The following is a 19400-nucleotide window of genomic DNA, read 5'->3' on the forward strand; positions in this document are numbered from 1 at the left end:
CAGGGGCGGCAGTGAGCGGTCACGACGGCGGCGAGGTCCGGGCCGAGCGCCTCGTGTCTGGGCCCGTGCTCGAGGAGCGCAAGGCCGGCGGCGGCGTCACCCACGCGGCCGGCGACCGCGAGCAGGTCCCCGGCGCGCGCGCCCGAGCGCAGCACAGGGTCCCTGCCCTCGAGGCTTCCGAGCACCGTCACGGTCACGGACAGTTCACCGCCGCGGCCGAGGTCGCCGCCTGCGACCGTGCACCCCGCGGCACCCAGGGACCGGACGGCATCGACGAGTCCGTCCGCGACTCCCTCGACCCATGCCGCCTCGGTGTCGTCGGGAAGGGTGAGGCTCACCACCATGGCGGTCGCAACGGCACCCATCGCGTTGATGTCGCTCAGGTTCTGGGCGGCGGCCTTCCACCCCACGTCCTGCCCCGAGCTGCGGTAGCCGGAGGGCCAGACGAGGCGGAAGTCCTGGTCCTGGGTCTGCGTGTCCGTGCTCACGACCACTCGCCCGTCGGGGGCAGCGATGACCGCGGCGTCGTCGCCGGGGCCCAGGAGCGCGGAGCCCAGGACAGCCAGCCGGGGGAAGATCCGCGCCAGGAGCTCCGCCTCGCTCAGCTCGCGGACGCGGATCGTTCTCCTCTGGGTCTCGGTCACGCCCCCAGCCTAGTCCGGCGCCCGGCCGCCATCCCGGGCGGTACGCTGGATGGACCCCTCGAGTCCCGGATGGAGAAGCATGTCCGCACGCCGTCGCCCCGCCCGACTCATCAGGCGCGCGGCCCCCGTCGCCCTCGTCGCCGCGGCGGCCCTCCTCGCGGGATGCTCCTCCCCCGTCTCCGTCCAGGCAGCGCCGGACGCTGCGAACCCGGCGTGCGCGCCCCTCATGCTCGCCCTTCCCGACACGCTCGGCGATGCGGCCCTCCGCAAGACCACCAGCCAGGCGACCGCAGCGTGGGGCGACCCTTCCGCCGTCGTGCTCCGCTGCGGGGTCGCCTCGCCCGGGCCGACGACCGACCGCTGCGTGAGCGTCAACGGCATCGACTGGGTCATCAAGGAGGGCGACAAGTACTACACCCTGACGACCTTCGGGCGCGAACCGGCGACCGAGCTCCTCCTGGACAACGACCGCATCAGCTCCGCGACCGTGCTTGCGAGCCTCTCCTCGGCGGTCTCGAAGGTCCCGGCCACGCGGCACTGCGTGGGCCAGGAGGACCTCGCGAGCCTGCCCACGAAGGGCTAGCGCAGCCCGGTGGGGCGCGCCAGGGCGAGCTGGATGAGCTCGTCGATGAGCTCGGGGTAGGACATGCCCGTCGCGGCCCACATCTGCGGGTACATGCTGATGGGCGTGAATCCGGGCATCGTGTTGATCTCGTTGATGACGAACTCGCCCGCGGGCGTGTAGAAGAAGTCGACACGGCTGAGGCCCTCGGCCGCCACGGCGTCGAACGCCACGGCCGCGAGCTCGCGCACCCGGGCGATCGCTTCCTCGGGGAGGTCCGCCGGGCAGGAGAGCGCGGCGGCGTCGTCCTCGACGTACTTGGCCTCGAAGTCGTAGAAGGAGTGGCCGCCCTTCCGGACCGCGACCTCGCCGGGGAGGGAAGTCCGGGGCGCGTCGCAGCCTCGTCCCTCGAGGACGCCGCACTCGATCTCCCGGCCCACGATCCCGGCCTCGATGACGAGCCGCAGGTCATGGCGGCGCGCCTCCTCGATGGCGGCGTCGAGGCCCTCGGGGCCCTCCACCCTCGAGATCCCCACCGAGGAGCCGGCGCGGCACGGCTTGACGAAGACCGGGTAGCCGAGGCGGCCGACGGCGTCGCGCACCGACTGCGGGTCTCGGCGCCACTGCCTGTCGGTCACCGCAACGTACGGCCCGACCGCGAGTCCGGCGGCCTCGAAGGCGACCTTCATGAAGTGCTTGTCCATGCCGACAGCCGAGGCCAGCACGCCGGCCCCGACATACCGGACGTCGGCGAGCTCGAGGAGCCCCTGGACGGTCCCGTCCTCTCCGAATGCGCCGTGGAGGAGGGGGAAGACGACGTCGACATCCCCCAGCTCGCGGGGAACGCGGTTGGGCTCGGAGACCACGAGCCGCGGCCTGCCGCCCCCCTCCGTCAGCTGGACCGTGGCCTGGGCGGGCGACACCTCGGGTGCGTGCCCGGTGTTGAGCGCCCACTGGTGCCAGTCGCCGTCCGAGAGGACCCACTGGCCGCGGCGGGTGATGCCGACAGGCACGACCTCGTACTTGTCCGTGTCGATGGCGCCCATCACCCCGGCCGCGGTCACGCAGCTCACGGCGTGCTCACTCGAGCGCCCCCCGAAGAGCAGTGCGACGCGGATCTTCCTAGAGTCTGTCACTGTTCAGTCGCCTTCTGACTTGAGCTGCCGCGCGAGCAGCAGCGGTTCGAGCTGGTCCACGGGCAGCCTGCCCTTGAGCACCGCCACGACCGCGGCCGTGATGGGCATGTCAACGCCGAGCCGCTGCGCGAGCTCGTGCACGGCCGCCGCGGACTTGATGCCCTCGGCCACCTGGGTCATGCGGAGGCCGACCTCCTCGACGCTGAGTCCCTGACCGAGCAGGCTGCCGGCGGTGTGGTTGCGGGAGAGCTTCGACGAGCACGTGGCCACGAGGTCCCCGAGGCCGGCGAGCCCGGCCATGGTCTGGGGGTCGCCGCCGAGCGCGACGGCGAGCCTGGTGGTCTCCGCCAGGCCGCGCGTGATGACGGTGGCCTTGGTGTTGTCGCCCATGCTCTTGCCCTCGCAGATCCCGACGGCGAGGGCGATGACGTTCTTGACGATCCCGCCGATCTCGACCCCCACCACGTCGGTGCTCATGTAGGGGCGGAAGTAGGGCGCAGTGCAGGCCTCGGCGATCCAGTGGGCGACTTCGGGGTCGCTGCAGGCGACGACGGACGCGGTCGGCTCGCACCGCGCGATCTCGAGGGCGAGGTTGGGGCCCGAGAGCACCGCGATGCGCTCTGCCGGAATGGACGCGACGTCAGCGATGACCTCGCTCATGCGCTTGTCGGTGCCGATCTCCAGGCCCTTCATGAGGGACATGACGATGGCCGCGTCCGGGATGTGGCCCCGCCAGAGGAGCAGCTGGTCCCGAAGCGACTGTGCCGGGACCGCGAGCACGACGAGCTGCGCTTCGGCGAGGACCTCGGCCGGGTCGGTCGAGGCGCTGATGGAGCCCGGGAGCTCGATCGCGTCGAGGTACTTCGCGTTGCGGTGCGCGTTGATGTCTGCCACGACCTCGGGGCTCCGTCCCCAGACGCGGATCGTCCGGTGTGCGCCGTGGCTCGCCGCAGCGTCCCCGAGGACCTTCGCGAAGGTGGTCCCCCAGCTGCCCGCGCCCATCACGGCGATGCGCCGCAACCGGCCGCGGCCCAGTGGCTCCCCCAGCCCCGGGTGCGGTGCACTCACGCGCTCCGCCCGGCGTCGTCGGGCGCTTCCGTCGGGCTGGCCTGACGATTCGGCTGCCGCGCGACCTTGGAACCGCGTTCGACGTCGCGGCCGTGCAGGCTCTGCTGGTGGGCGCTGGGGTCCCAGCGCTCAGCCGGGGGCTCCTCGCCGCGCAGTTCGGCGAGGAGGGCCGTGATGGCGTCCATGATCCGGTCCGTGGCTTCGACGAGGGTCGTCTTGTCCATGGGCCGGCCCTCGAGGTCGCTCAGGTCCACCGGCTCGCCCACGAGGACGACGGCCTTCTTGCGCGGGAAGAGGTGGAGGCGCTTGGCGTACCGGGGGAAGACCTCGTGGTCGCCCCAGTGGGCGATCGGGACCACCGGTGCACCTGTCTTGAGCGCGAGCCGCGCTGCGCCGGTGTGGCCCTTCATCGGCCAGAGTGCGGGGTCCCTCGTCAGTGTCCCCTCGGGGTACACGATGATGGCCCCGCCCTCATCGATGACCTGGCGCGCCACCTCGAGGGACGTGCCCGCGCCTGCCCCGCCGCGCTCGACCGGGATCTGCTTGGTGCCGCGCATGATCTGCCCGAGCACGGGCGGCTTGAACAGGCCCGCCTTGGCGAGGAAGTGCGGCGCCCGGCCGTGGTTGTAGAGCATGTGCCCCACCGTGAGCGGGTCGATCTCCGTGCAGTGGTTGGGGCACGCGATGAAGCCGCCTCCGCCGGGCAGGTCCCGGAGCCGCTCGGTGCCGCGCCACTCCTTGGCCATGAGGAGGTTCATCAGCGGCCGCACGATGGTCGCTGCCACGGCGAACGCGAACCGCTCCCCCGCCGTCTCGCTCGTGCCCCTCTTCACGGGTCCCGCACTCACCGGGCCTCCTCGAGGTCGAAGTCTGCGCCCAGCGCCGCGAGCTTGTCCGTGAAGTGCTCGTAGCCGCGCTTGATGACGTCGATGCCGGTCGCGCGGGAGACGCCCTCGGCGGCGAGGGCCGCGATGAGGTGGCTGAAGCCCCCGCGGAGGTCCGGGATGTCGAAGTCGGCCCCGTGCAGCCTGGTGGGGCCGGAGATCACGGCCGAATGGAGGAAGTTGCGCTGGCCGAACCGGCACGGGACACTGCCGAGGCACTCGCGGTGGACCTGGATGGTGGCCCCCATGCGGCGCAGCGCCTCGGTGAAGCCGAAGCGGTTCTCGTACACCGTCTCGTGGACGATCGAGACGCCCTCGGCCTGGGTGAGGGCGACGACGAGCGGCTGCTGCCAGTCGGTCATGAAGCCGGGGTGGACGTCGGTCTCGAGCACGAGCGGGGAGAGCTTGCCGCCGCGGTGGTAGAAGCGGATCCCGTCGTCCTCGATCGCCAGGCCGCCGCCGAGCTTCCGGAAGACGTTCAGGAACGTCATCATGTCCCGCTGGCTCGCGCCTTCGACGAAGATGTCGCCGCGGGTCGCGAGCGCCGCCGAGGCCCACGAGGCGGCCTCGTTGCGGTCCGGGAGGGCGCGGTGCCGGTATCCGCCGAGCTCGGCGACGCCCTCGATCCTGATCGTGCGGTCCGACTGGACGCTGATGAGCGCACCCATCTTCTGCAGCACCGCGATGAGGTCGATGACCTCGGGCTCGGTCGCCGCTCCGGAGAGCTCCGTGATGCCCTCGGCGCGGGTCGCGCTCAGGAGGACCTGCTCGGTCGCGCCCACGCTCGGGTACGGGAGGGAGATCTTCGCGCCGCGCAGGCCGCGCGGCGCGGAGATGCTGATCCCGCCGGGGCGCTTGTCCACGACGGCGCCGAACTGGCGCAGGACGTTCAGGTGGTAGTCGATGGGCCGGTCGCCGATGCGGCATCCGCCGAGGTCCGGGATGAAGGCCTCGCCGATCGCGTGGATGAGCGGCCCGCAGAGCAGGATCGGGATGCGCGAGTCGCCGGCGTGGGCGTCGATGTCCGCCACGTGGGCCGTCTTGGCTTCCTTGGGGTCGAGCGTGAGGTCTCCGGAGACCTCGTCACGCTCCACCGACACGCCGTGCAGCTGCAGCAGGCTCGTGACGACCTCGACGTCCTTGATCTCCGGGACGTTCCGGAGCACGGACGGCTCGCTGCCCAGGAGGGCCGCGACCATGGCCTTGGGGACGAGGTTCTTCGCCCCGCGGACGGTGACCCTCCCCGAGAGGGGAACGCCGCCACGGATGGTCAGGACACTGCTCATCTGCACCTATTCCTCAATATGGCCCCCACAGCCTGCCTGCATCCCACGCCGGGCGGCGTCAGGACCCTGCTAAGCATAGAAGCTCGCGTCCGGCGAGGTGAAAACCGCCGGACGCGAGCCTCAGGTCAGCGCTCGGATCAGGTCCGGGCGGGCAGCGTGGTGGGCTTGAAGGACGGCCGGGAGGCCTCGTACGCGGCGATCTCGTCCGCATGCTGGAGCGTGAGGCCGATGTCGTCCAGGCCCTCGAGGAGGCGCCAGCGCGTGTAGTCGTCGATCTCGAACGGTGCGACGAGGTTCCCGCAGCTGACGGTCTTCGACGCCAGGTCGACCGTGATCTGGGTCCCCGGGTGGTTCTCGAGCTCCTTCCAGATGAGCTCGATGTCGTCCTGGGCCACTACCGCGGCCAGGAGCCCCTGCTTGCCGGAGTTGCCGCGGAAGATGTCGGCGAACCGGGAGGACAGGACGACGCGGAACCCGTAGTCCTTGAGCGCCCAGACCGCGTGCTCGCGGGACGACCCGGTCCCGAAGTCGGGGCCGGCCACGAGCACGGAGCCGGCATCGAAGGGCGCCTGGTTGAGGATGAAGGAGTCATCCTTGCGCCAGTTGGCGAACAGGGCGTCCTCGAATCCGGTGCGCGTGATGCGCTTGAGGAACACGGCCGGGATGATCTGGTCCGTGTCCACGTTGCTCTGCCGCAGCGGGACGCCGATGCCGGTGTGGGTGGTGAACTTCTCCATGGCGGGGTCCTTCCTAGACGGCGGTGGTGGCGGGGACGGGGGCGAGGTCCGACGGCGACGACAGGGTCCCGCGGACCGCGGTCGCCGCGGCGACCACCGGCGAGACGAGGTGCGTCCGGCCGCCCTTGCCCTGGCGGCCCTCGAAGTTGCGGTTCGACGTCGAGGCGCACCGCTCGCCCGGGGCCAGCTGGTCCGGGTTCATGCCCAGGCACATGGAGCACCCGGCGAAGCGCCATTCGGCGCCGAATTCGGTGAAGACCTTGTCCAGCCCCTCGGCCTCGGCCTCGAGGCGGACGCGGGCGGACCCGGGCACCACCATCATCCGCACGTTCGGATCCTTGGTCCGGCCGCGGACGATGTCCGCGGCCGCGCGCAGATCCTCGAGGCGGGAGTTCGTGCAGGAGCCGAGGAAGACCGTGTCGACGCGGATGTCCTTCATCGGCGTGCCGGCGGCGAGGCCCATGTAGTCGAGGGCGCGGCGCGCAGCAGCCTTGGCGTTCTCATCGGCGAAGTCATCCGGGTTCGGCACCGCCTGCGAGAGCGACACGCCCTGGCCGGGGTTGGTGCCCCACGTGACAAACGGCTCGAGCTCGTCGGCGTCGAGGAACACCTCGGCGTCGAACACCGCGTCGTCGTCGGTGCGGAGCGTGTTCCAGTACTCGACCGCCGCGTCCCACTCGGCGCCCTGGGGTGCGTGGGGCCGGCCCCTCATGAACTCGTACGTGGTCTCGTCCGGGGCGACCATGCCGGCGCGGGCGCCAGCCTCGATCGACATGTTGCAGATGGTCATGCGCGCTTCCATGGAGAGCGCGCGGATCGCGGACCCGCGGTACTCCAGGACGTAGCCCTGCCCGCCGCCGGTGCCGATCTTCGCGATCACGGCAAGGATGATGTCCTTGCTGCTCACGCCCGGCTTGAGGGTGCCCTCGACCGTGACGGCCATCGTCTTGAACGGCTTGAGCGGCAGGGTCTGCGTCGCCATGACGTGCTCGACCTCGGACGTGCCGATCCCCATCGCAAGGGCGCCGAAGGCGCCGTGGGTGGACGTGTGGGAGTCGCCGCAGACGATGGTCAGTCCGGGCTGGGTCAGCCCCAGCTGCGGGCCCACGACGTGGACAATGCCCTGCTCCTTGTCGCCCAGGGAGTGGAGGCGCACGCCGAACTCCCTGCAGTTCGTCCGCAGCGTCTCGATCTGGGTCCGGCTCGTCGGGTCGGCGATCGGCTTGTCGATGTCGATCGTCGGGGTGTTGTGGTCCTCCGTGGCGATCGTGAGGTCAGGCCGGCGCAGCGGGCGTCCGGCGAGGCGGAGTCCCTCGAAGGCCTGCGGCGACGTGACCTCGTGGACGAGGTGGAGGTCGATGTAGAGGAGGTCGGGCTGGCCGTCCTCGCCCTTGCGCACCACGTGCGCGTCCCAGACCTTCTCGGCCAGTGTGCGTCCCACGGCCCAGCTCCCTTCGGCAGTCGCGTCCTCACGGCGGCCCGGAGGGCCGCCTGTCCTACAAGTGGACCAGCCCTCCGCACGGGGGGCCACTCCACTGACTTGCATCTCAGATAATGAGACGCCAATATCAACCTATGGACAATTCTAGCGGTGTCGGAGTGATCGACAAGGCCGCGCTCGTTCTCGACGCCCTCGAGGCCGGACCGACGACCCTGGCCCAGCTCGTGGCCGCGACCGGCCTCGCGCGCCCCACGGTCCATCGCCTCGCGCTCGCACTGGTCCACCACCGTCTCGTGAGCCGCGACATCCAGGGTCGGTTCGTCCTCGGCTCCCGCCTCGTCGAGCTCGCCTCGGCGGCGGGCGAGGACAGGCTCATTGCGGCGGCCGGACCGATCCTCGTCCAGCTCCGGGACGCGACCGGGGAGAGCGCCCAGATCTTCCGCCGCCAGGGAGACTGGCGCGTGTGCGTGGCCTCCGCCGAGCGCCCGGTCGGCCTCCGGGACACCATCCCCGTCGGGACCCAGCTGAGCATGAAGGCCGGGTCGGCGGCGCAGGTCCTCGTTGCCTGGGAGGATCACGACCGGCTCCTCGAGGGCCTCAATCAGGCACGCTTCACCCCCACCGTCCTCGCGGGCGTCCGACGGCGCGGCTGGGCGCAGTCGCTCGGCGAACGCGAGCCGGGGGTCGCCTCGGTCTCCGCACCGGTCCGCGGCCCCTCGGGACGGGTCATCGCGGCCGTGTCCATCTCCGGGCCCATCGAGCGCTTGACCCGCCAGCCGGGCCGCCAGCATGCTGAGGTGGTCTGCAACGCCGGACGGCTCCTGACCGAGGCCCTGCGCAAGGGCAACGACTGACCGCGCCCGAGCGCAGGGGACCTGCCGGCTCGAGCCAGAGGAGTGCCATGTCCGTCAGGAGCGAGTACGCCGTCTTCCTACGGGGCGTGAACGTCGGGGGCATCACCGTCAAGATGGCGGCGCTGCGCGAGGCGCTCTCGGCGCTCCCCGTCGAGGGCGTCACCACGCTGCTCGCGAGCGGGAACGTGGTCCTCGCCACCGGCCTGGGCGCGATGGAGCTCAAGAGCCGCGTCGAGCAGGCGCTCAGGGACGCGTTCGGCTACGACGCGTGGGTCATCGTCCTGGACCGCGACGAAGTGCGGTCGCTCATCGATGCCTGCCCCTACCCTGCCGACGATGCCTCCACCCACTCCTACATCACGCTGTCCTCCGACCCAGCGGCACTCGACGAGCTGTGGGACGCCACGGCCGGGGACGGGACAGACGAGCGCACGCGGCTATCTCCCGTCGCGACGGCGTGGCGCTGCCCGAAGGGCTCGACACTCGACTCGCCGATGTCCAAGGCCACCGCCAAGCCGAAGTTCAAGGCCACCACGACGACGCGGAACCTGCGCACGCTCCTCAAGGTCCAGGCCGCCTTCCCTCCGGAGCCCGCGGCCTGAGACGCCCCCTGGTCAGCCGCGGGCGTCCTCGAGCGCGGCGACGAACCCCGCGTGACGGCCGATCGCCTCACGCACCGGACCGACGACCTCTCGCTGCGCGACGCTCCGCACCGCCTCGGTGAGCCTGCGGCGGGCCTTCGCCGCGCGCCGTCGTGCGCTCAGCGCCGCGAACGGCGCGAGGAGCACGGACAGGGCCAGGCCCGTCCCGATCCCCGCGACGATCAGCAGAGTCGGCAGCGGCCACCCCTCCACGCGCGGGGTCTCCGGCACGGGCAGCTGGAGGAATCCGAGGCCCGCGAGGGCGCCCAGCCACACGAGGCCGCCGACCGCCGTGGCGAGGGCGAGCCATTGCACAGCGTTCGCCAGGCCCCACCACCAGGCGCGGCGCCTGGCGCCGAGGTCGGTGCCTGCGACGGCGAGGTCGAGCGCGTCGGAGAGCCTGTCCCGGCCCTCCCGGGCCGCCGAGCGGATCAGCGCGCGCCACGGCCCCGGCGCGCCCTCGCTCGCAGCGTCGGCGAAACCCCGGACGGCGGCGTCCGTGCGGGCCCGTTCGGCTGGCGAGGGCGGGGGCAGCGACGTGCGGTTGGCGCTCGGCGTGTCTCCTGTCCGGGTCAGGCCGAGCCGTGCGAGCGGGTCCCGGCCGACCTTCCGTATCCACCGCATGAGGGGCCAGCCGGTGCGGGCGGCGGCTTCACGGCGGGTGTGGGCGCGCACGGCCTCGACGACGAGCGGAACGTTCGCGGCCGCGCTGAGCTGGTCCGCGAGGCGCCTCACGGACCCGGGGGATGCGCCGGCGGGCGTCCCGTCGCCGGAGGCCGCCGCGAGCGTGCGTGCGGCGGCGGTGACCTCGGCCGCGAGCCGGGCGGCCGCAGCCTGGTTTCCGGCCGCCACGCGCCGGATCGCGCCCCGGACAGCGCCGACGCCGTGGCCCGTGAGGGCGGACGCGGGAACGATGTCCACGCCCTCGAGCCCCTCCGCGTCGAGCAGCGAGCGGAGGGAGGCGAGCACGTCGGGGAGATCCTCGGCGCCGAGGCGGTCGGTCTGGTTCAGGACCGCGAGCGTGACTGCGTCGCGGCCCGCCAGCGGAGCGAGGAATCCCGCGTGCAGCGCGGCGTCGGCGTACTTCTGGGGGTCCAGGACCCACACGAGGACATCGACCATGCCCACGAGCCGCTCGACCGTCTCGCGGTGCTCCCCGACCGTCGAGTCGAAGTCCGGCAGGTCGAGCAGGATGATCCCGCTCCGCTCGTCCGCGAAGCCCTCGACGGGACGGGCGAGGTGACGGCGCGCCACCCCGAGCCAGTCGAGCAGGGGCCCGCTCCCCTCGGCGCCCCAGACCGCAGCGAGCGGCTCGTCGGTCGTGGGACGGGTGGCGGCGGCCGTCGCGATCCGCTCGCCGAGCACAGCGTTGAAGAGGGAGGACTTCCCGCTGCCGGTCGCCCCGAAGAATCCCACGACCGTGTGCCCGCGGGAGAGCGAGCGGCGCGACGCCGCCCGGTCCAGGACCCCGTAGACCGCGGAGAGGGCCTCGGCCGGGAGGACGCCCTCGGCGAGCTCGCGGGCTTCGTTGAGGGCCTCGAGCCGGTCGTCGAGGCGGGACGTGCGGCGCTGGCCGCGGTGGCGGCTCACGCGGCCCTGCCGAGACGGGTCAGCACGGCCGCCGCGGAACGCAGGCCTCCGGCGGCGCTGGCGTCGCGTGCCGAGTCGAGGCGCGCGTCGAACCGCCCACGCTCCTCGGCGAGCAGCCGCTCGCAGCGCGCGGCCAGGTCGGCGCGGGCCGCCTTGGCCAGACGCCGGACGGCGTCCTCCCCGAACACGGCCTCGAGGACCTTCTGGCCCACGAGGGCCGTCCCAGCCGCGATCCCGCCCTCTGCCAAGGACAGGCCGCCGGTCATCGAGAACACGACGACCATGAGGGCCGCGCCCAGTCCGTTGATGCCGAACGACAGCCAGCGTGCCCGGCTCCGCTTCTGTGCGCCCTCGCGGCGGATGAGCTCGAGCAGCGCCCCCTGCCAGGCGCGGACCTCCCCGGCCGCGCGGTCGGCGAAGCCCGGCGAGGCCGCGGAGAGGTCGTCGGGGCCGAGCAGGGCGCGGCCGGCCGGGTCGGAGCGCCAGCGCCGGTCCGTGTCCTCCGCCGCCGTGCCCGCCTCGTCGACGATGACCGCGAGCAGCCCGCTCTCGATGGCGGTCTCGACCCGGGCGACGGGCGCGGGCTCGCCGCGGAGGAACGCTCCGATCCAGTCCCGCGCCCGTCCGATCCCCTGCTCGATCCCACGCACAAGCTCTCCCGTTCCCACGAAGTCCTGCCACCGTGCCAGCACCTCGCCGCGCAGGAGCGCGCCGTCCTGGGTCGCCGCGGCGATGCGTGAGAGGGCCTGGCCGTAGGCGGCCGCAGCGTCGGACGCGAGCTGCAGTGCGGCGTCGTCCTGGGCCTCGACGGCGGCTGCGACGGACTCCACCCGCGACGCGAGCGCCCGCACCGCCCCGTGCAGCGTGCGGCGGGCCACGGCGGAGCGCTGGGCTGCGTCTTCGGCGAGGCCCTCGAGCCAGGCCCTGATCGGCGCCATGGCCCCAGCGGGCAGCATGCCGAGGCCGTCGAGGCGAGCTTCGGGCACGACGAAGAGGTGCGCGTCGCCGAGGCCCCGGCGGCCCAGCAAGCCGAGAAGGTCGGCGGACACCTCCTGCTCGGCCTCCGGAGGCACCCGATCGAGCACGACGGCGACGAGGATGTCCCGTTGGGCCGCCTCGGCAAGGATCCGCCAGGGGACGGCATCGGCGTACCGGTTGGCGGTCGTCACGAAGAGCCACAGGTCGGCGGCGGAGAGGAGCTGAGCGGCGAGGCGGCGGTTGTCGTCGGCGACGGAGTCGACGTCCGGCGCGTCGAGCAGCGCCAGGCCCTGCGGGACGGAGTCCTCGGCCAGCAGGACGATCGAGCCTGCATCCGCGGAGTCCGGCGAGGGCCCGGCGGCCCGCGCGGGCACGCCGGGCCCCGTCCGGCTTCCCCGGATGCGTGCGAGCCCGGGCAGGATGCGCGTGCCTCCGAACCAGTGCGCGTCCTCGGGGTGGTGCACGAGCATCGGCCGGCGGGTGGTCGGGCGGACTGCGCCCACGCGGGTCACGGGGTGGCCCACGAGCGCGTTGACGAGCGTGGACTTGCCGGCGCCCGTCGAGCCGCCGACGACGGCAAGCAGCGGTGCGTCGAGGCTGCGGTAACGCGGCAGGATGTAGTCGTCGAGCTGGGCGACGGCTGCCGCGGCATCGGCGCGAGCGTCCGCGGCCCCGGCGATCGCGAGGGGGAGGCGGAGGGCCGCGAGGCGGTCTCTGACGTCCGCGAGGAGACCGAGCGCGTCTGCGGGCGGAAGGCCTCCTGATGGGATCTGAGAGCTCACGTCCCCATCATGCCAGCAGGCTCCCCCGCCGGCCCGGCGGCCGACACGCCGCGGGAGCACCCGGGACAGCAGAAGGGCCCGGTCCGAGGACCGGGCCCTTCTCGAGGTGACCCCAGCGGGATTCGAACCCGCGTTACCGCCGTGAGAGGGCGGCGTACTAGGCCGCTATACGATGGGGCCTCGCCTTTTCTCCCCTGGGGGAGGAATTCCGCCTTCCCGCAAGGGAGGGCAAGAAGAAGGAATTCGGGCATGCGCCTGAATTCCTTCGTGACCCCAGCGGGATTCGAACCCGCGTTACCGCCGTGAGAGGGCGGCGTACTAGGCCGCTATACGATGGGGCCGTGTACTTTACCTGACCGTCAGACCGCGTTTTCCCGCAGTCATCAGGAGCTGGGATACCAGGACTCGAACCTAGAATGACGGTACCAGAAACCGTAGTGTTGCCAATTACACCATATCCCATTGTCTTCGGCAGCTCCGGCCGGCCCGCGCGCTTTCCCGCGCCGTTCCGTTCCGTGCCCCTCAGCACGAGTAATTACTCTACCGGATGCTCCGGCCCTCTTCAAATCGACGCCGCCCGCACCGAGGCCCCATCGCGGCGGCATCCCGATCGGGCGCGGACAACCCCTTGCGCGTGTGATCCCGGTCATGTTTAGACTCGGGAAGTTACTCGTTGGTAACTTCCCACGGACTGCCCTCCCCCATAGCGGCAACGTAGCCGCGACACGTCGAGAGGACCCTTTGCCCATGCTCAGCACGCTCGTCCGACCGAAGCCAGCCGGCGCCCGCGCATCGGCCGCTGCCCTCCCCCGCGGCCGCAGGATCGCCATTCTGATCCTCGCGTTCCTGCTCGTGGCCTTCCTCGTCTTCTACACCCTCCTGACGGCCCGGCTCGCCGACGGCGCCGCCCAGCTGCGGGACGGCGCAGCCCGCGCCAGTGACGGGGCCGCCCAGCTCGCAGACGGCTCCAGCAAAGCCGCGGCGGGATCCTCGAAGCTCGCCGACGGCGCCGGGAAGCTGGACGACGGCGCCCAGCAGGCGAAGACCGGGGCGGCGGCGCTCAGCGGCGGGGCGGCCCAGCTCCGCGACGGGATCCGCGAGAAGCTGGCCCCTGGCACCCAGCAGCTCGCGGACGGAGCCCAGCGGCTGCTGGCAGGGACTGGCAAGGTCGAGGCGGATGTCACGGCCAAGCTGGCACCCGGCGTCTACAAGGTCGACGACGGAGCCCAGAAGCTCCGCGACGGGGCCTCGGCCCTCGCCGCGGCGCTCACCCCCACCGCGTCCGGCACCGCGCCAAACAACCTTGCCGACGGCGCCGGCCAGCTCGCCGCCGGGTCCGCCCAGCTCGCCAACGGCACCGCCCAGCTGGACGACGGCAGCTCGAAGCTTGCCGACGGCGCCGCCAAGGTGGCCGCCGGTACCGCACAGCTCAAGGGCTACCCCGGCGCCAACGGCGACGCGGCCCAGGGCAGCGGCACGGCCGCGCTCGCCCAGGGCCTGCAGCAGCTCCTCGACGCGGCCAACGGCCCGCAGGGGCTCGTGCCGCTCGCCCTGCTGAAGGACAAGATCGCCGCCCTGGCCAGCGGTGCCGCACGCCTCGACGCAGGTGCCGGCCAGCTGCAGACCGGAGCCGGCCAGGTCAGCGCCGGTGCCGCCCAGCTGCACGACGGCGCGGACCGGCTCAATGCAGGGGCCGGGCAGCTGAGTGCCGGAGCCAAGCGGCTCTCGGACGGCTTCGTCATCCTCGACGGCAAGCTCAACGGCCGGGACCCGAGCGCTCCCGGGCTCGTCATGGGGACCGAGCTCCTCGCCTCGGGCACCTCCGCCATCGTGGTCGGAATGGACGGCGTGCCCGGCGACCCCGAGCACCCCGGACTCCTCAAGGCCGCGACCTCGCTGCGCGAGGGAAGCCAGGCCCTCGCCACCGGCGCAGGGCAGCTCAACGACGGCGTCACCGGCGGGGCAGACCCGGCGAACGGCCTCCTCGGCGGGGCATCCAGGCTTGCCGACGGCGCCGGCCAGCTCTCCGACGGCAACACCGCGATCGCGACCGGCACCCATCAGGTGGCCTCGGGGGCGGACCAGCTCGCGGACGGGACGCAGCAGCTGGCAGACGGGTCCGGCCAGCTCGCCGACGGCAACCGGCGCCTCGCCGACGGGACAGTGCAGCTGCACGACGGCGTCGCGGGGGTCTCGCCGACGGGCGACGGCGCGCCAGCGGCACTGGCGGCCGTCGGGGCGCTCATCGTGCTCGGCGTCGCCGCGGCCCTCATCGGGCGGCAGGCGCGGCGCAAGGCCGCGCTCGCCTGAGCTGCCCGATCGCCCGGCGGTGGCTGTCAGGAGCCGATGAGCGCCGGAATCTCGGACAGGCTCGCCACCTGCACAGGCACCGCCGCCGCGGCCTCGGCGTCGAGGGTCGCCGACCGCCGGTTCAGCCAGACGCCGCGGAGCCCCGCTCCGGCCGCGCCGACCACGTCGTGGGCGGGGTTGTCGCCCACGTAGACCGTCTCCTCGGCCGCGGTGCCGAGCCGCCGCAGCCCCTCGTGGAAGATCGCCGGGTCCGGCTTGGCCACCCCGACGGCGTCGATCCCCACGAGGATCCGGATCCGTTCCAGCCCGGCGGTGTCCAGCTTGGCCCGCTGGTAGTCGTGGACGTTGTTGCTCACCGCGCCGTAGGCGATGCCAGCGGCCTCGAGAGCGTCGAGGAACGGGTGGACGTCGTCGAACGCCCGGACGTAGGCCGGCTGCGCGGCCTCGTAGGCCTCGAGCCAGGACGCGGCCTGGGCGCCGGAGACGAACGCCGCGCCGAAGTGGGCGAGGCACCGTTCGGCGCGCAGGACCCGCTGCTGGGCGAACGTGATCTCACCGGCGATGTAGCGGTCGTAGATGTCATCCGAGCCGCGCGTGAAGATGCGGCAGAACGTGACCCACTCGTCCTCGCCGAGGTGGGGAAGGAGCGGCCCGCTGACCTCGCGCAGCGCGCGGTCCATGGCGCCCTCGAGGTCCACGACCGTCTCGTCGATGTCCAGCAGGACGCCCCGCACCCGGCGCGTCTCCCCTGCGGCTGGCGGGTGCACGACGGCGGGTGCGGCCGCGCCGTCGTGCGTCGCCTCCACGATGGTGCCGGGAGCCGCTGCCTCAGCCACGGAAGGCCTTGATCCGCGCGAGCGAGGACTCCTTGCCGAGGATGACCATCGACTCGAACAGCGGCGGCGAGATGCGCCGGCCGGAGACGGCGGTGCGGACCGGGCCGAAGGCCAGGCGCGGCTTGATCCCGAGCCCGTCGACCAGCGCGGCGCGGAGGGCGGCCTGGATGGCCTCGGCGGTCCAGTCGTCGAGCGGCTCGAGGGCGGCGAGTGCGGCGTCGAGCACCTCGGCGAGGTTCTCCGGCATGCCCTTGCGCGCGTCGTCGGCGATCTCGATGGCCGAGTCCTCGGCGAAGAGGAAGCCGAGCATCTCCGGAGCCTCGCCGAGGAGGGTGATGCGCTCCTGGACGAGCGGCGCGGCCGCGGTGAGGATCTCCTCCTGGCGCTCGGTCAGCGACTCCCCCACGATGCCCGCCGCACGCAGGTACGGCACGAGCCGGCCGCGGAAGTCTGCCGCCTCGAGCATGCGCACGTGCGTGCCGTTGATCGCCTCGGCCTTCTTGACGTCGAACCGCGCCGGGTTGGGCAGCACATCGGCGATGTCGAAGTGCTCGGTCAGCTGGTCGACCGTGAAGATGTCCTCGTCCGCGGACAGCGACCAGCCCAGCAGCGCGAGGTAGTTCAGGAGGCCTTCGGGGATGAATCCGCGGTCGCGGTGGTGGAACAGGTTGGACTGCGGATCGCGCTTGGAGAGCTTCTTGTTGCCCTCGCCCATGACGTACGGGAGGTGGCCGAACAGCGGCATGTAGCTCGCGACCCCGACGGCGTGCAGCGCGTAGTAGAGCGCGACCTGGCGCGGGGTCGAGGACAGGAGGTCCTCGCCGCGGAGCACGTGGGTGATGCCCATGAGCGCGTCGTCGACCGGGTTCACGAGCGTGTAGAGCGGCGAGCCGTCAGCGCGCACCACCACGAAGTCCGGCACAGAGCCCGCCCTGAACGTGATCTCGCCGCGGATGAGGTCATTGAACACGACGTCCTCCGCGGGCATGCGGAAGCGCAGCACTGGCTCGCGGCCCTCGGCGCGGAACGCGGCCTTCTGCTCGTCGGTGAGGTCGCGGTCGTAGTTGTCGTAGCCGAGCTTGGGGTCCCGGCCGGCCTCGCGGTGGCGCGCCTCGATCTCCTCCGGAGTCGAGAACGACTCGTACAGGAAGCCCGCGTCCTTGAGCTTCGCGGCGACGTCCCTGTAGAGCTCGAGCCTGCGGGACTGGCGGTACGGCTCATGGGGCCCGCCGACGTCGATGCCCTCGTCCCACGTGAGGCCGAGCCAGCGCAGGGCCTCGACGATCTGCTCGTAGCTCTCCTCCGTGTCGCGCTGCGCGTCCGTGTCCTCGATGCGGAAGACGAACGTGCCGCCGGTGTGGCGCGCGTAGGCCCAGTTGAAGAGGGCCGTGCGCACCATGCCCACGTGCGGGGTGCCGGTCGGGGACGGACAGAAGCGCACACGCACGGGCGTGTCGGGCGTGACGGACGGGATGGAGGCGGGGTCGAGCAGGGGCTCAGCGGGCGAGGAAGTCATAGTGCCCCCATTCTAGGGCGCCGCCCGCCGGCCCTCCGCGAGAGCGTGCCCTATCGGCGCACGATGGGGTTCGAGAGCGCGCCGATGCCCTCGATCTCGACCTCGATGCGGTCTCCCTCGGATACGAGGCCCACGCCGGCGGGCGTGCCCGTCATGATCACGTCGCCGGGGAGGAGGGTGAAGGCGGAGGACACCGCCGCGACGAGCTCGTTGACGCCGAAGACCATGTCCGCCGTCGTGCCGTCCTGCTTCGTCTCGCCGTTGACCCGGGTGGTGAGCCGGAGGTCCTCGACGTCCAGGTCCGTCTCGATCCACGGGCCGAGCGGCTTGGAGGTGTCGAAGGACTTCGCGCGCGCCCACTGCAGGTCGGTGCGCTGCTTGTCGCGGGCGGTGAAGTCGTTGCCGACCGTGTAGCCGAAGACCACGTCGCCGGCCTTCTCCGGGGGGACGTCCTTGCAGATGCGGCCGATCACGACGCAGAGCTCGCCCTCGAAGGAGACCTCCTCGCTCCACTCGGGCAGCACCACGGGGTCGCCCGGGCCGACCACCGCAGTGTTTGCGACGAGGAACATGGAGGGCTCGGTGGGCAGGTCGTTGCCCAGCTCCTTCGCGTGGTCGGCGTAGTTCCGGCCGATCCCGACCACCTTGCTGCGGGGAATGATGGGGGCGAGGAGGCGGACGTCCTCGAGCGGGTGCGTGACCCCGGTGGGCTCGACGCCGGAGAAGAACGGGTCGCCTTTGATGGCGGCGACCGTCTCATGGCCGGGCTCCCCCTGGACCACTCCGTAGAAGGGCTCGGAATCGACAACACAACGGGCAATGCGCATGGCGTTCACCCTACCGCGGCCGCAGGGCGCACGACGCCGCGGGCCCACCTGGGGCGGGCACGCGGCGTCGTGCGTGAGGGCACCGGCCTACTCGCCGGCCTCCTCGCCGGGGCGGCTGGTCTGCTCGGGCAGCGTGTCCCAGAACGACGTGTCCGCCGTGGCGACCGACCCGTCCCCGACCGCTCGGGCCGTGGAGGTCAGCGTGAGCACGGTCTGCTGGATGAGGTAGCCGTTGCTCTTCTGTCCGAGGGCGTATGAGTCGATGTAGTGGTCGGACATGCCTCGCATCTCGAACAGGAGCGTGGAGATCCCGTACTGCGCTGCCGCTCCGTTGCGCCCGATCCGGTCCTCGGACCCGCCCACGTACTTGCCCAGGTTCCCCCAGCCCTTCGAGCTGATGGCGCCGTAGACGACCGAGCCGAGCTGCTTGGACCGCTCGACGACGGCCGGGTCCACGCTCGGGGAGGTCGGGTAGAGGATCGAGCCGGAGACTAGGTTGCCGTCGATCTCGCTCTGGGTGCCCTGGTGGTGGAGGTCGATCATGTACTGGATCGGGTACTTGGACAGGACGTTCTCGTGCAGTGCCCTCGTCTCCGGCTGGGCCTTGGCCACGTGGTCGCGGTTGAGGTCCGTGCCGACGGCGTTGTAGCGCGTCAGGTGCCGGCCGCCGTCGGCCACGTAGTCGGTGAGCGGGAAGTCCACGTCTCCCATCGCCCCGTCCGCGTTGAGCATCGGCACGACGAGGATGTTCACCTTGTCCAGGATGCCCTTGGTGCTCGCCGTGCCGAGGCTCCTGATGAACGCGAGCGCCCCCTCCGTGGTGAGCTGCTCGTTGCCGTGCTGCTGGGTGAGGTACAGGATGGTCGGGTGGGCGGGGTTCGAGATGTACTTCACGAGGTGGATGTCCCGCCCCTTGACGGTCTGCCCGATGACCTCGAGCTCCATGGCCGGCTGCTTCGCGGCCTGCGCCTTCAGCTCGGCGACCATCGACTCATAGGTGTGCAGGATCGAGGTCTGGGTCGAGCCGTTCCCCGGGTTGGGCCCTTCTCCGACCGCAAAGGCGCCGGTCCCCGTGGCGCCGATGCTTCCGACCGCGAGGAGCCCTGCGAGGACCGCTGCGGAGAGCGTGCGTGTGGTGCGAGTGGTGTTCAGGTGCATGGTGCTGTGCTGCCTTCCTGGCGGCGTCGCTGCCGCCCGTGGGGCATCCATCGGCGGATGCGCGTGACATCCCTCACGCTACCAGTCATGCGTGTGACATGAAGTGAATCCTGCACGACTCCCCCGCCGGTGGCATCGGCCGCTTCGGCC

The 19400-nt window shown here is 72.1% G+C and carries 17 protein-coding genes and 3 tRNA genes; 4 read left to right on the top strand and 16 right to left on the bottom strand.

Annotated features, from left to right (window positions below):
- Positions 1 to 644: thiamine-phosphate kinase (locus tag ABD298_RS03955; protein WP_344298368.1), on the bottom strand; the 644-nt coding region annotated here is incomplete at its 3' end.
- A 79-nt stretch (positions 645 to 723) separates the two neighbouring features.
- On the opposite strand from ABD298_RS03955, the gene ABD298_RS03960 reads away from it, so the two are divergent.
- Positions 724 to 1227, top strand: a complete 504-nt coding sequence (locus ABD298_RS03960; protein WP_344298369.1) for a DUF3515 domain-containing protein — start codon at positions 724 to 726, stop codon at positions 1225 to 1227.
- Here ABD298_RS03960 and ABD298_RS03965 read toward each other — a convergent pair.
- The 6 genes from ABD298_RS03965 to leuC all read right to left on the bottom strand — a co-directional run bounded on the left by ABD298_RS03965 (position 1224) and on the right by leuC (position 7758).
- Positions 1224 to 2342 carry a D-alanine--D-alanine ligase family protein gene (locus tag ABD298_RS03965; protein ID WP_344298370.1) on the bottom strand — a complete coding sequence of 373 codons (1119 nt, stop codon included), beginning with the start codon at positions 2340 to 2342 and terminating at the stop codon, positions 1224 to 1226. The two genes, ABD298_RS03960 and ABD298_RS03965, sit on opposite strands and share 4 nt — an antisense overlap.
- A gap of 3 nt (positions 2343 to 2345) precedes the next feature.
- Positions 2346 to 3410 (bottom strand): NAD(P)H-dependent glycerol-3-phosphate dehydrogenase, encoded by a 1065-nt coding sequence (locus ABD298_RS03970; protein WP_344298371.1) that lies wholly within the window; start codon positions 3408 to 3410, stop codon positions 2346 to 2348.
- On the bottom strand, positions 3407 to 4168 hold the full coding sequence (locus ABD298_RS03975) for a lysophospholipid acyltransferase family protein (protein WP_344299036.1): 762 nt from the start codon (positions 4166 to 4168) through the stop codon (positions 3407 to 3409). The genes ABD298_RS03970 and ABD298_RS03975 overlap by 4 nt, the downstream gene beginning before the upstream one ends.
- An 86-nt stretch (positions 4169 to 4254) precedes the next feature.
- Entirely contained in the window at positions 4255 to 5580 is a 1326-nt protein-coding gene (gene murA, locus ABD298_RS03980; RefSeq protein WP_344298372.1) for a UDP-N-acetylglucosamine 1-carboxyvinyltransferase, read from the bottom strand.
- Positions 5581 to 5717: 137 nt separating this feature from the next.
- On the bottom strand, positions 5718 to 6317 hold the full coding sequence (gene leuD / locus ABD298_RS03985) for a 3-isopropylmalate dehydratase small subunit (RefSeq protein WP_344298373.1): 600 nt from the start codon (positions 6315 to 6317) through the stop codon (positions 5718 to 5720).
- A gap of 13 nt (positions 6318 to 6330) precedes the next feature.
- Positions 6331 to 7758 (bottom strand): 3-isopropylmalate dehydratase large subunit, encoded by a 1428-nt coding sequence (gene leuC / locus ABD298_RS03990; RefSeq protein WP_344298374.1) that lies wholly within the window; start codon positions 7756 to 7758, stop codon positions 6331 to 6333.
- Positions 7759 to 7892: 134 nt separating this feature from the next.
- On the opposite strand from leuC, the gene ABD298_RS03995 reads away from it, so the two are divergent.
- Both ABD298_RS03995 and ABD298_RS04000 read left to right on the top strand, forming a co-directional pair.
- Positions 7893 to 8612 carry an IclR family transcriptional regulator gene (locus ABD298_RS03995; RefSeq protein ID WP_208709018.1) on the top strand — a complete coding sequence of 240 codons (720 nt, stop codon included), beginning with the start codon at positions 7893 to 7895 and terminating at the stop codon, positions 8610 to 8612.
- Between the two features lie 47 nt (positions 8613 to 8659).
- Positions 8660 to 9214 (top strand): DUF1697 domain-containing protein, encoded by a 555-nt coding sequence (locus ABD298_RS04000; RefSeq protein WP_344298375.1) that lies wholly within the window; start codon positions 8660 to 8662, stop codon positions 9212 to 9214.
- A 12-nt stretch (positions 9215 to 9226) separates the two neighbouring features.
- On the opposite strand, the gene ABD298_RS04005 is transcribed toward ABD298_RS04000, so the two are convergent.
- From ABD298_RS04005 to ABD298_RS04025, 5 genes are all read right to left on the bottom strand, one after another.
- The gene (locus tag ABD298_RS04005) at positions 9227 to 10843 is read right to left on the bottom strand and encodes a GTPase (RefSeq protein ID WP_344298376.1); all 1617 of its coding nucleotides are present in this window, start codon (positions 10841 to 10843) and stop codon (positions 9227 to 9229) included.
- A complete protein-coding gene (locus ABD298_RS04010) occupies positions 10840 to 12603 on the bottom strand; it encodes a dynamin family protein (protein WP_344298377.1) in 1764 nt (587 codons plus the stop codon). The genes ABD298_RS04005 and ABD298_RS04010 overlap by 4 nt, the downstream gene beginning before the upstream one ends.
- Positions 12604 to 12710: 107 nt before the next feature.
- Positions 12711 to 12783 (bottom strand) — tRNA-Glu (locus tag ABD298_RS04015).
- A gap of 88 nt (positions 12784 to 12871) precedes the next feature.
- Positions 12872 to 12944 (bottom strand) — tRNA-Glu (locus ABD298_RS04020).
- Between the two features lie 49 nt (positions 12945 to 12993).
- A tRNA-Gln gene (locus ABD298_RS04025) sits at positions 12994 to 13065 on the bottom strand.
- A 285-nt stretch (positions 13066 to 13350) separates the two neighbouring features.
- On the opposite strand from ABD298_RS04025, the gene ABD298_RS04030 reads away from it, so the two are divergent.
- Positions 13351 to 14913, top strand: coding sequence for a hypothetical protein (locus ABD298_RS04030; protein WP_344298378.1), 1563 nt, complete (start codon positions 13351 to 13353; stop codon positions 14911 to 14913).
- Positions 14914 to 14939: 26 nt separating this feature from the next.
- Here the strand turns inward: ABD298_RS04030 and ABD298_RS04035 are convergent, their stop codons facing one another.
- The 4 genes from ABD298_RS04035 to ABD298_RS04050 all read right to left on the bottom strand — a co-directional run bounded on the left by ABD298_RS04035 (position 14940) and on the right by ABD298_RS04050 (position 19250).
- The gene (locus ABD298_RS04035; protein WP_425564298.1) at positions 14940 to 15749 is read right to left on the bottom strand and encodes an HAD family hydrolase; all 810 of its coding nucleotides are present in this window, start codon (positions 15747 to 15749) and stop codon (positions 14940 to 14942) included.
- Positions 15742 to 17265, bottom strand: coding sequence for a glutamate--tRNA ligase (gene gltX / locus ABD298_RS04040; RefSeq protein WP_344298379.1), 1524 nt, complete (start codon positions 17263 to 17265; stop codon positions 15742 to 15744). The genes ABD298_RS04035 and gltX overlap by 8 nt, the downstream gene beginning before the upstream one ends.
- A gap of 50 nt (positions 17266 to 17315) precedes the next feature.
- Positions 17316 to 18092 carry a fumarylacetoacetate hydrolase family protein gene (locus ABD298_RS04045; protein ID WP_344298380.1) on the bottom strand — a complete coding sequence of 259 codons (777 nt, stop codon included), beginning with the start codon at positions 18090 to 18092 and terminating at the stop codon, positions 17316 to 17318.
- An 87-nt stretch (positions 18093 to 18179) separates the two neighbouring features.
- Positions 18180 to 19250 carry a M14 family zinc carboxypeptidase gene (locus ABD298_RS04050; protein WP_344298381.1) on the bottom strand — a complete coding sequence of 357 codons (1071 nt, stop codon included), beginning with the start codon at positions 19248 to 19250 and terminating at the stop codon, positions 18180 to 18182.
- Positions 19251 to 19400 lie beyond the last annotated feature (150 nt).

Source organism: Sinomonas flava, from assembly GCF_039531875.1.
Taxonomy (GTDB): Bacteria; Actinomycetota; Actinomycetes; order Actinomycetales; family Micrococcaceae; genus Sinomonas; species Sinomonas flava.

Bases quoted from the DNA above. Each gene is read 5' to 3' on its own strand.
- ABD298_RS03960 (WP_344298369.1), top strand. From the start codon at position 724: ATGTCCGCACGCCGTCGCCCCGCCCGACTCATCAGGCGCGCGGCCCCC.
- ABD298_RS03975 (WP_344299036.1), bottom strand. From the start codon at position 4,168: ATGAACCTCCTCATGGCCAAGGAGTGGCGCGGCACCGAGCGGCTCCGG.
- murA (WP_344298372.1), bottom strand. From the start codon at position 5,580: ATGAGCAGTGTCCTGACCATCCGTGGCGGCGTTCCCCTCTCGGGGAGG.
- leuD (WP_344298373.1), bottom strand. From the start codon at position 6,317: ATGGAGAAGTTCACCACCCACACCGGCATCGGCGTCCCGCTGCGGCAG.
- ABD298_RS03995 (WP_208709018.1), top strand. From the start codon at position 7,893: ATGGACAATTCTAGCGGTGTCGGAGTGATCGACAAGGCCGCGCTCGTT.
- ABD298_RS04000 (WP_344298375.1), top strand. From the start codon at position 8,660: ATGTCCGTCAGGAGCGAGTACGCCGTCTTCCTACGGGGCGTGAACGTC.
- ABD298_RS04030 (WP_344298378.1), top strand. From the start codon at position 13,351: ATGCTCAGCACGCTCGTCCGACCGAAGCCAGCCGGCGCCCGCGCATCG.
- gltX (WP_344298379.1), bottom strand. From the start codon at position 17,265: ATGACTTCCTCGCCCGCTGAGCCCCTGCTCGACCCCGCCTCCATCCCG.
- ABD298_RS04045 (WP_344298380.1), bottom strand. From the start codon at position 18,092: ATGCGCATTGCCCGTTGTGTTGTCGATTCCGAGCCCTTCTACGGAGTG.
- ABD298_RS04050 (WP_344298381.1), bottom strand. From the start codon at position 19,250: ATGCACCTGAACACCACTCGCACCACACGCACGCTCTCCGCAGCGGTC.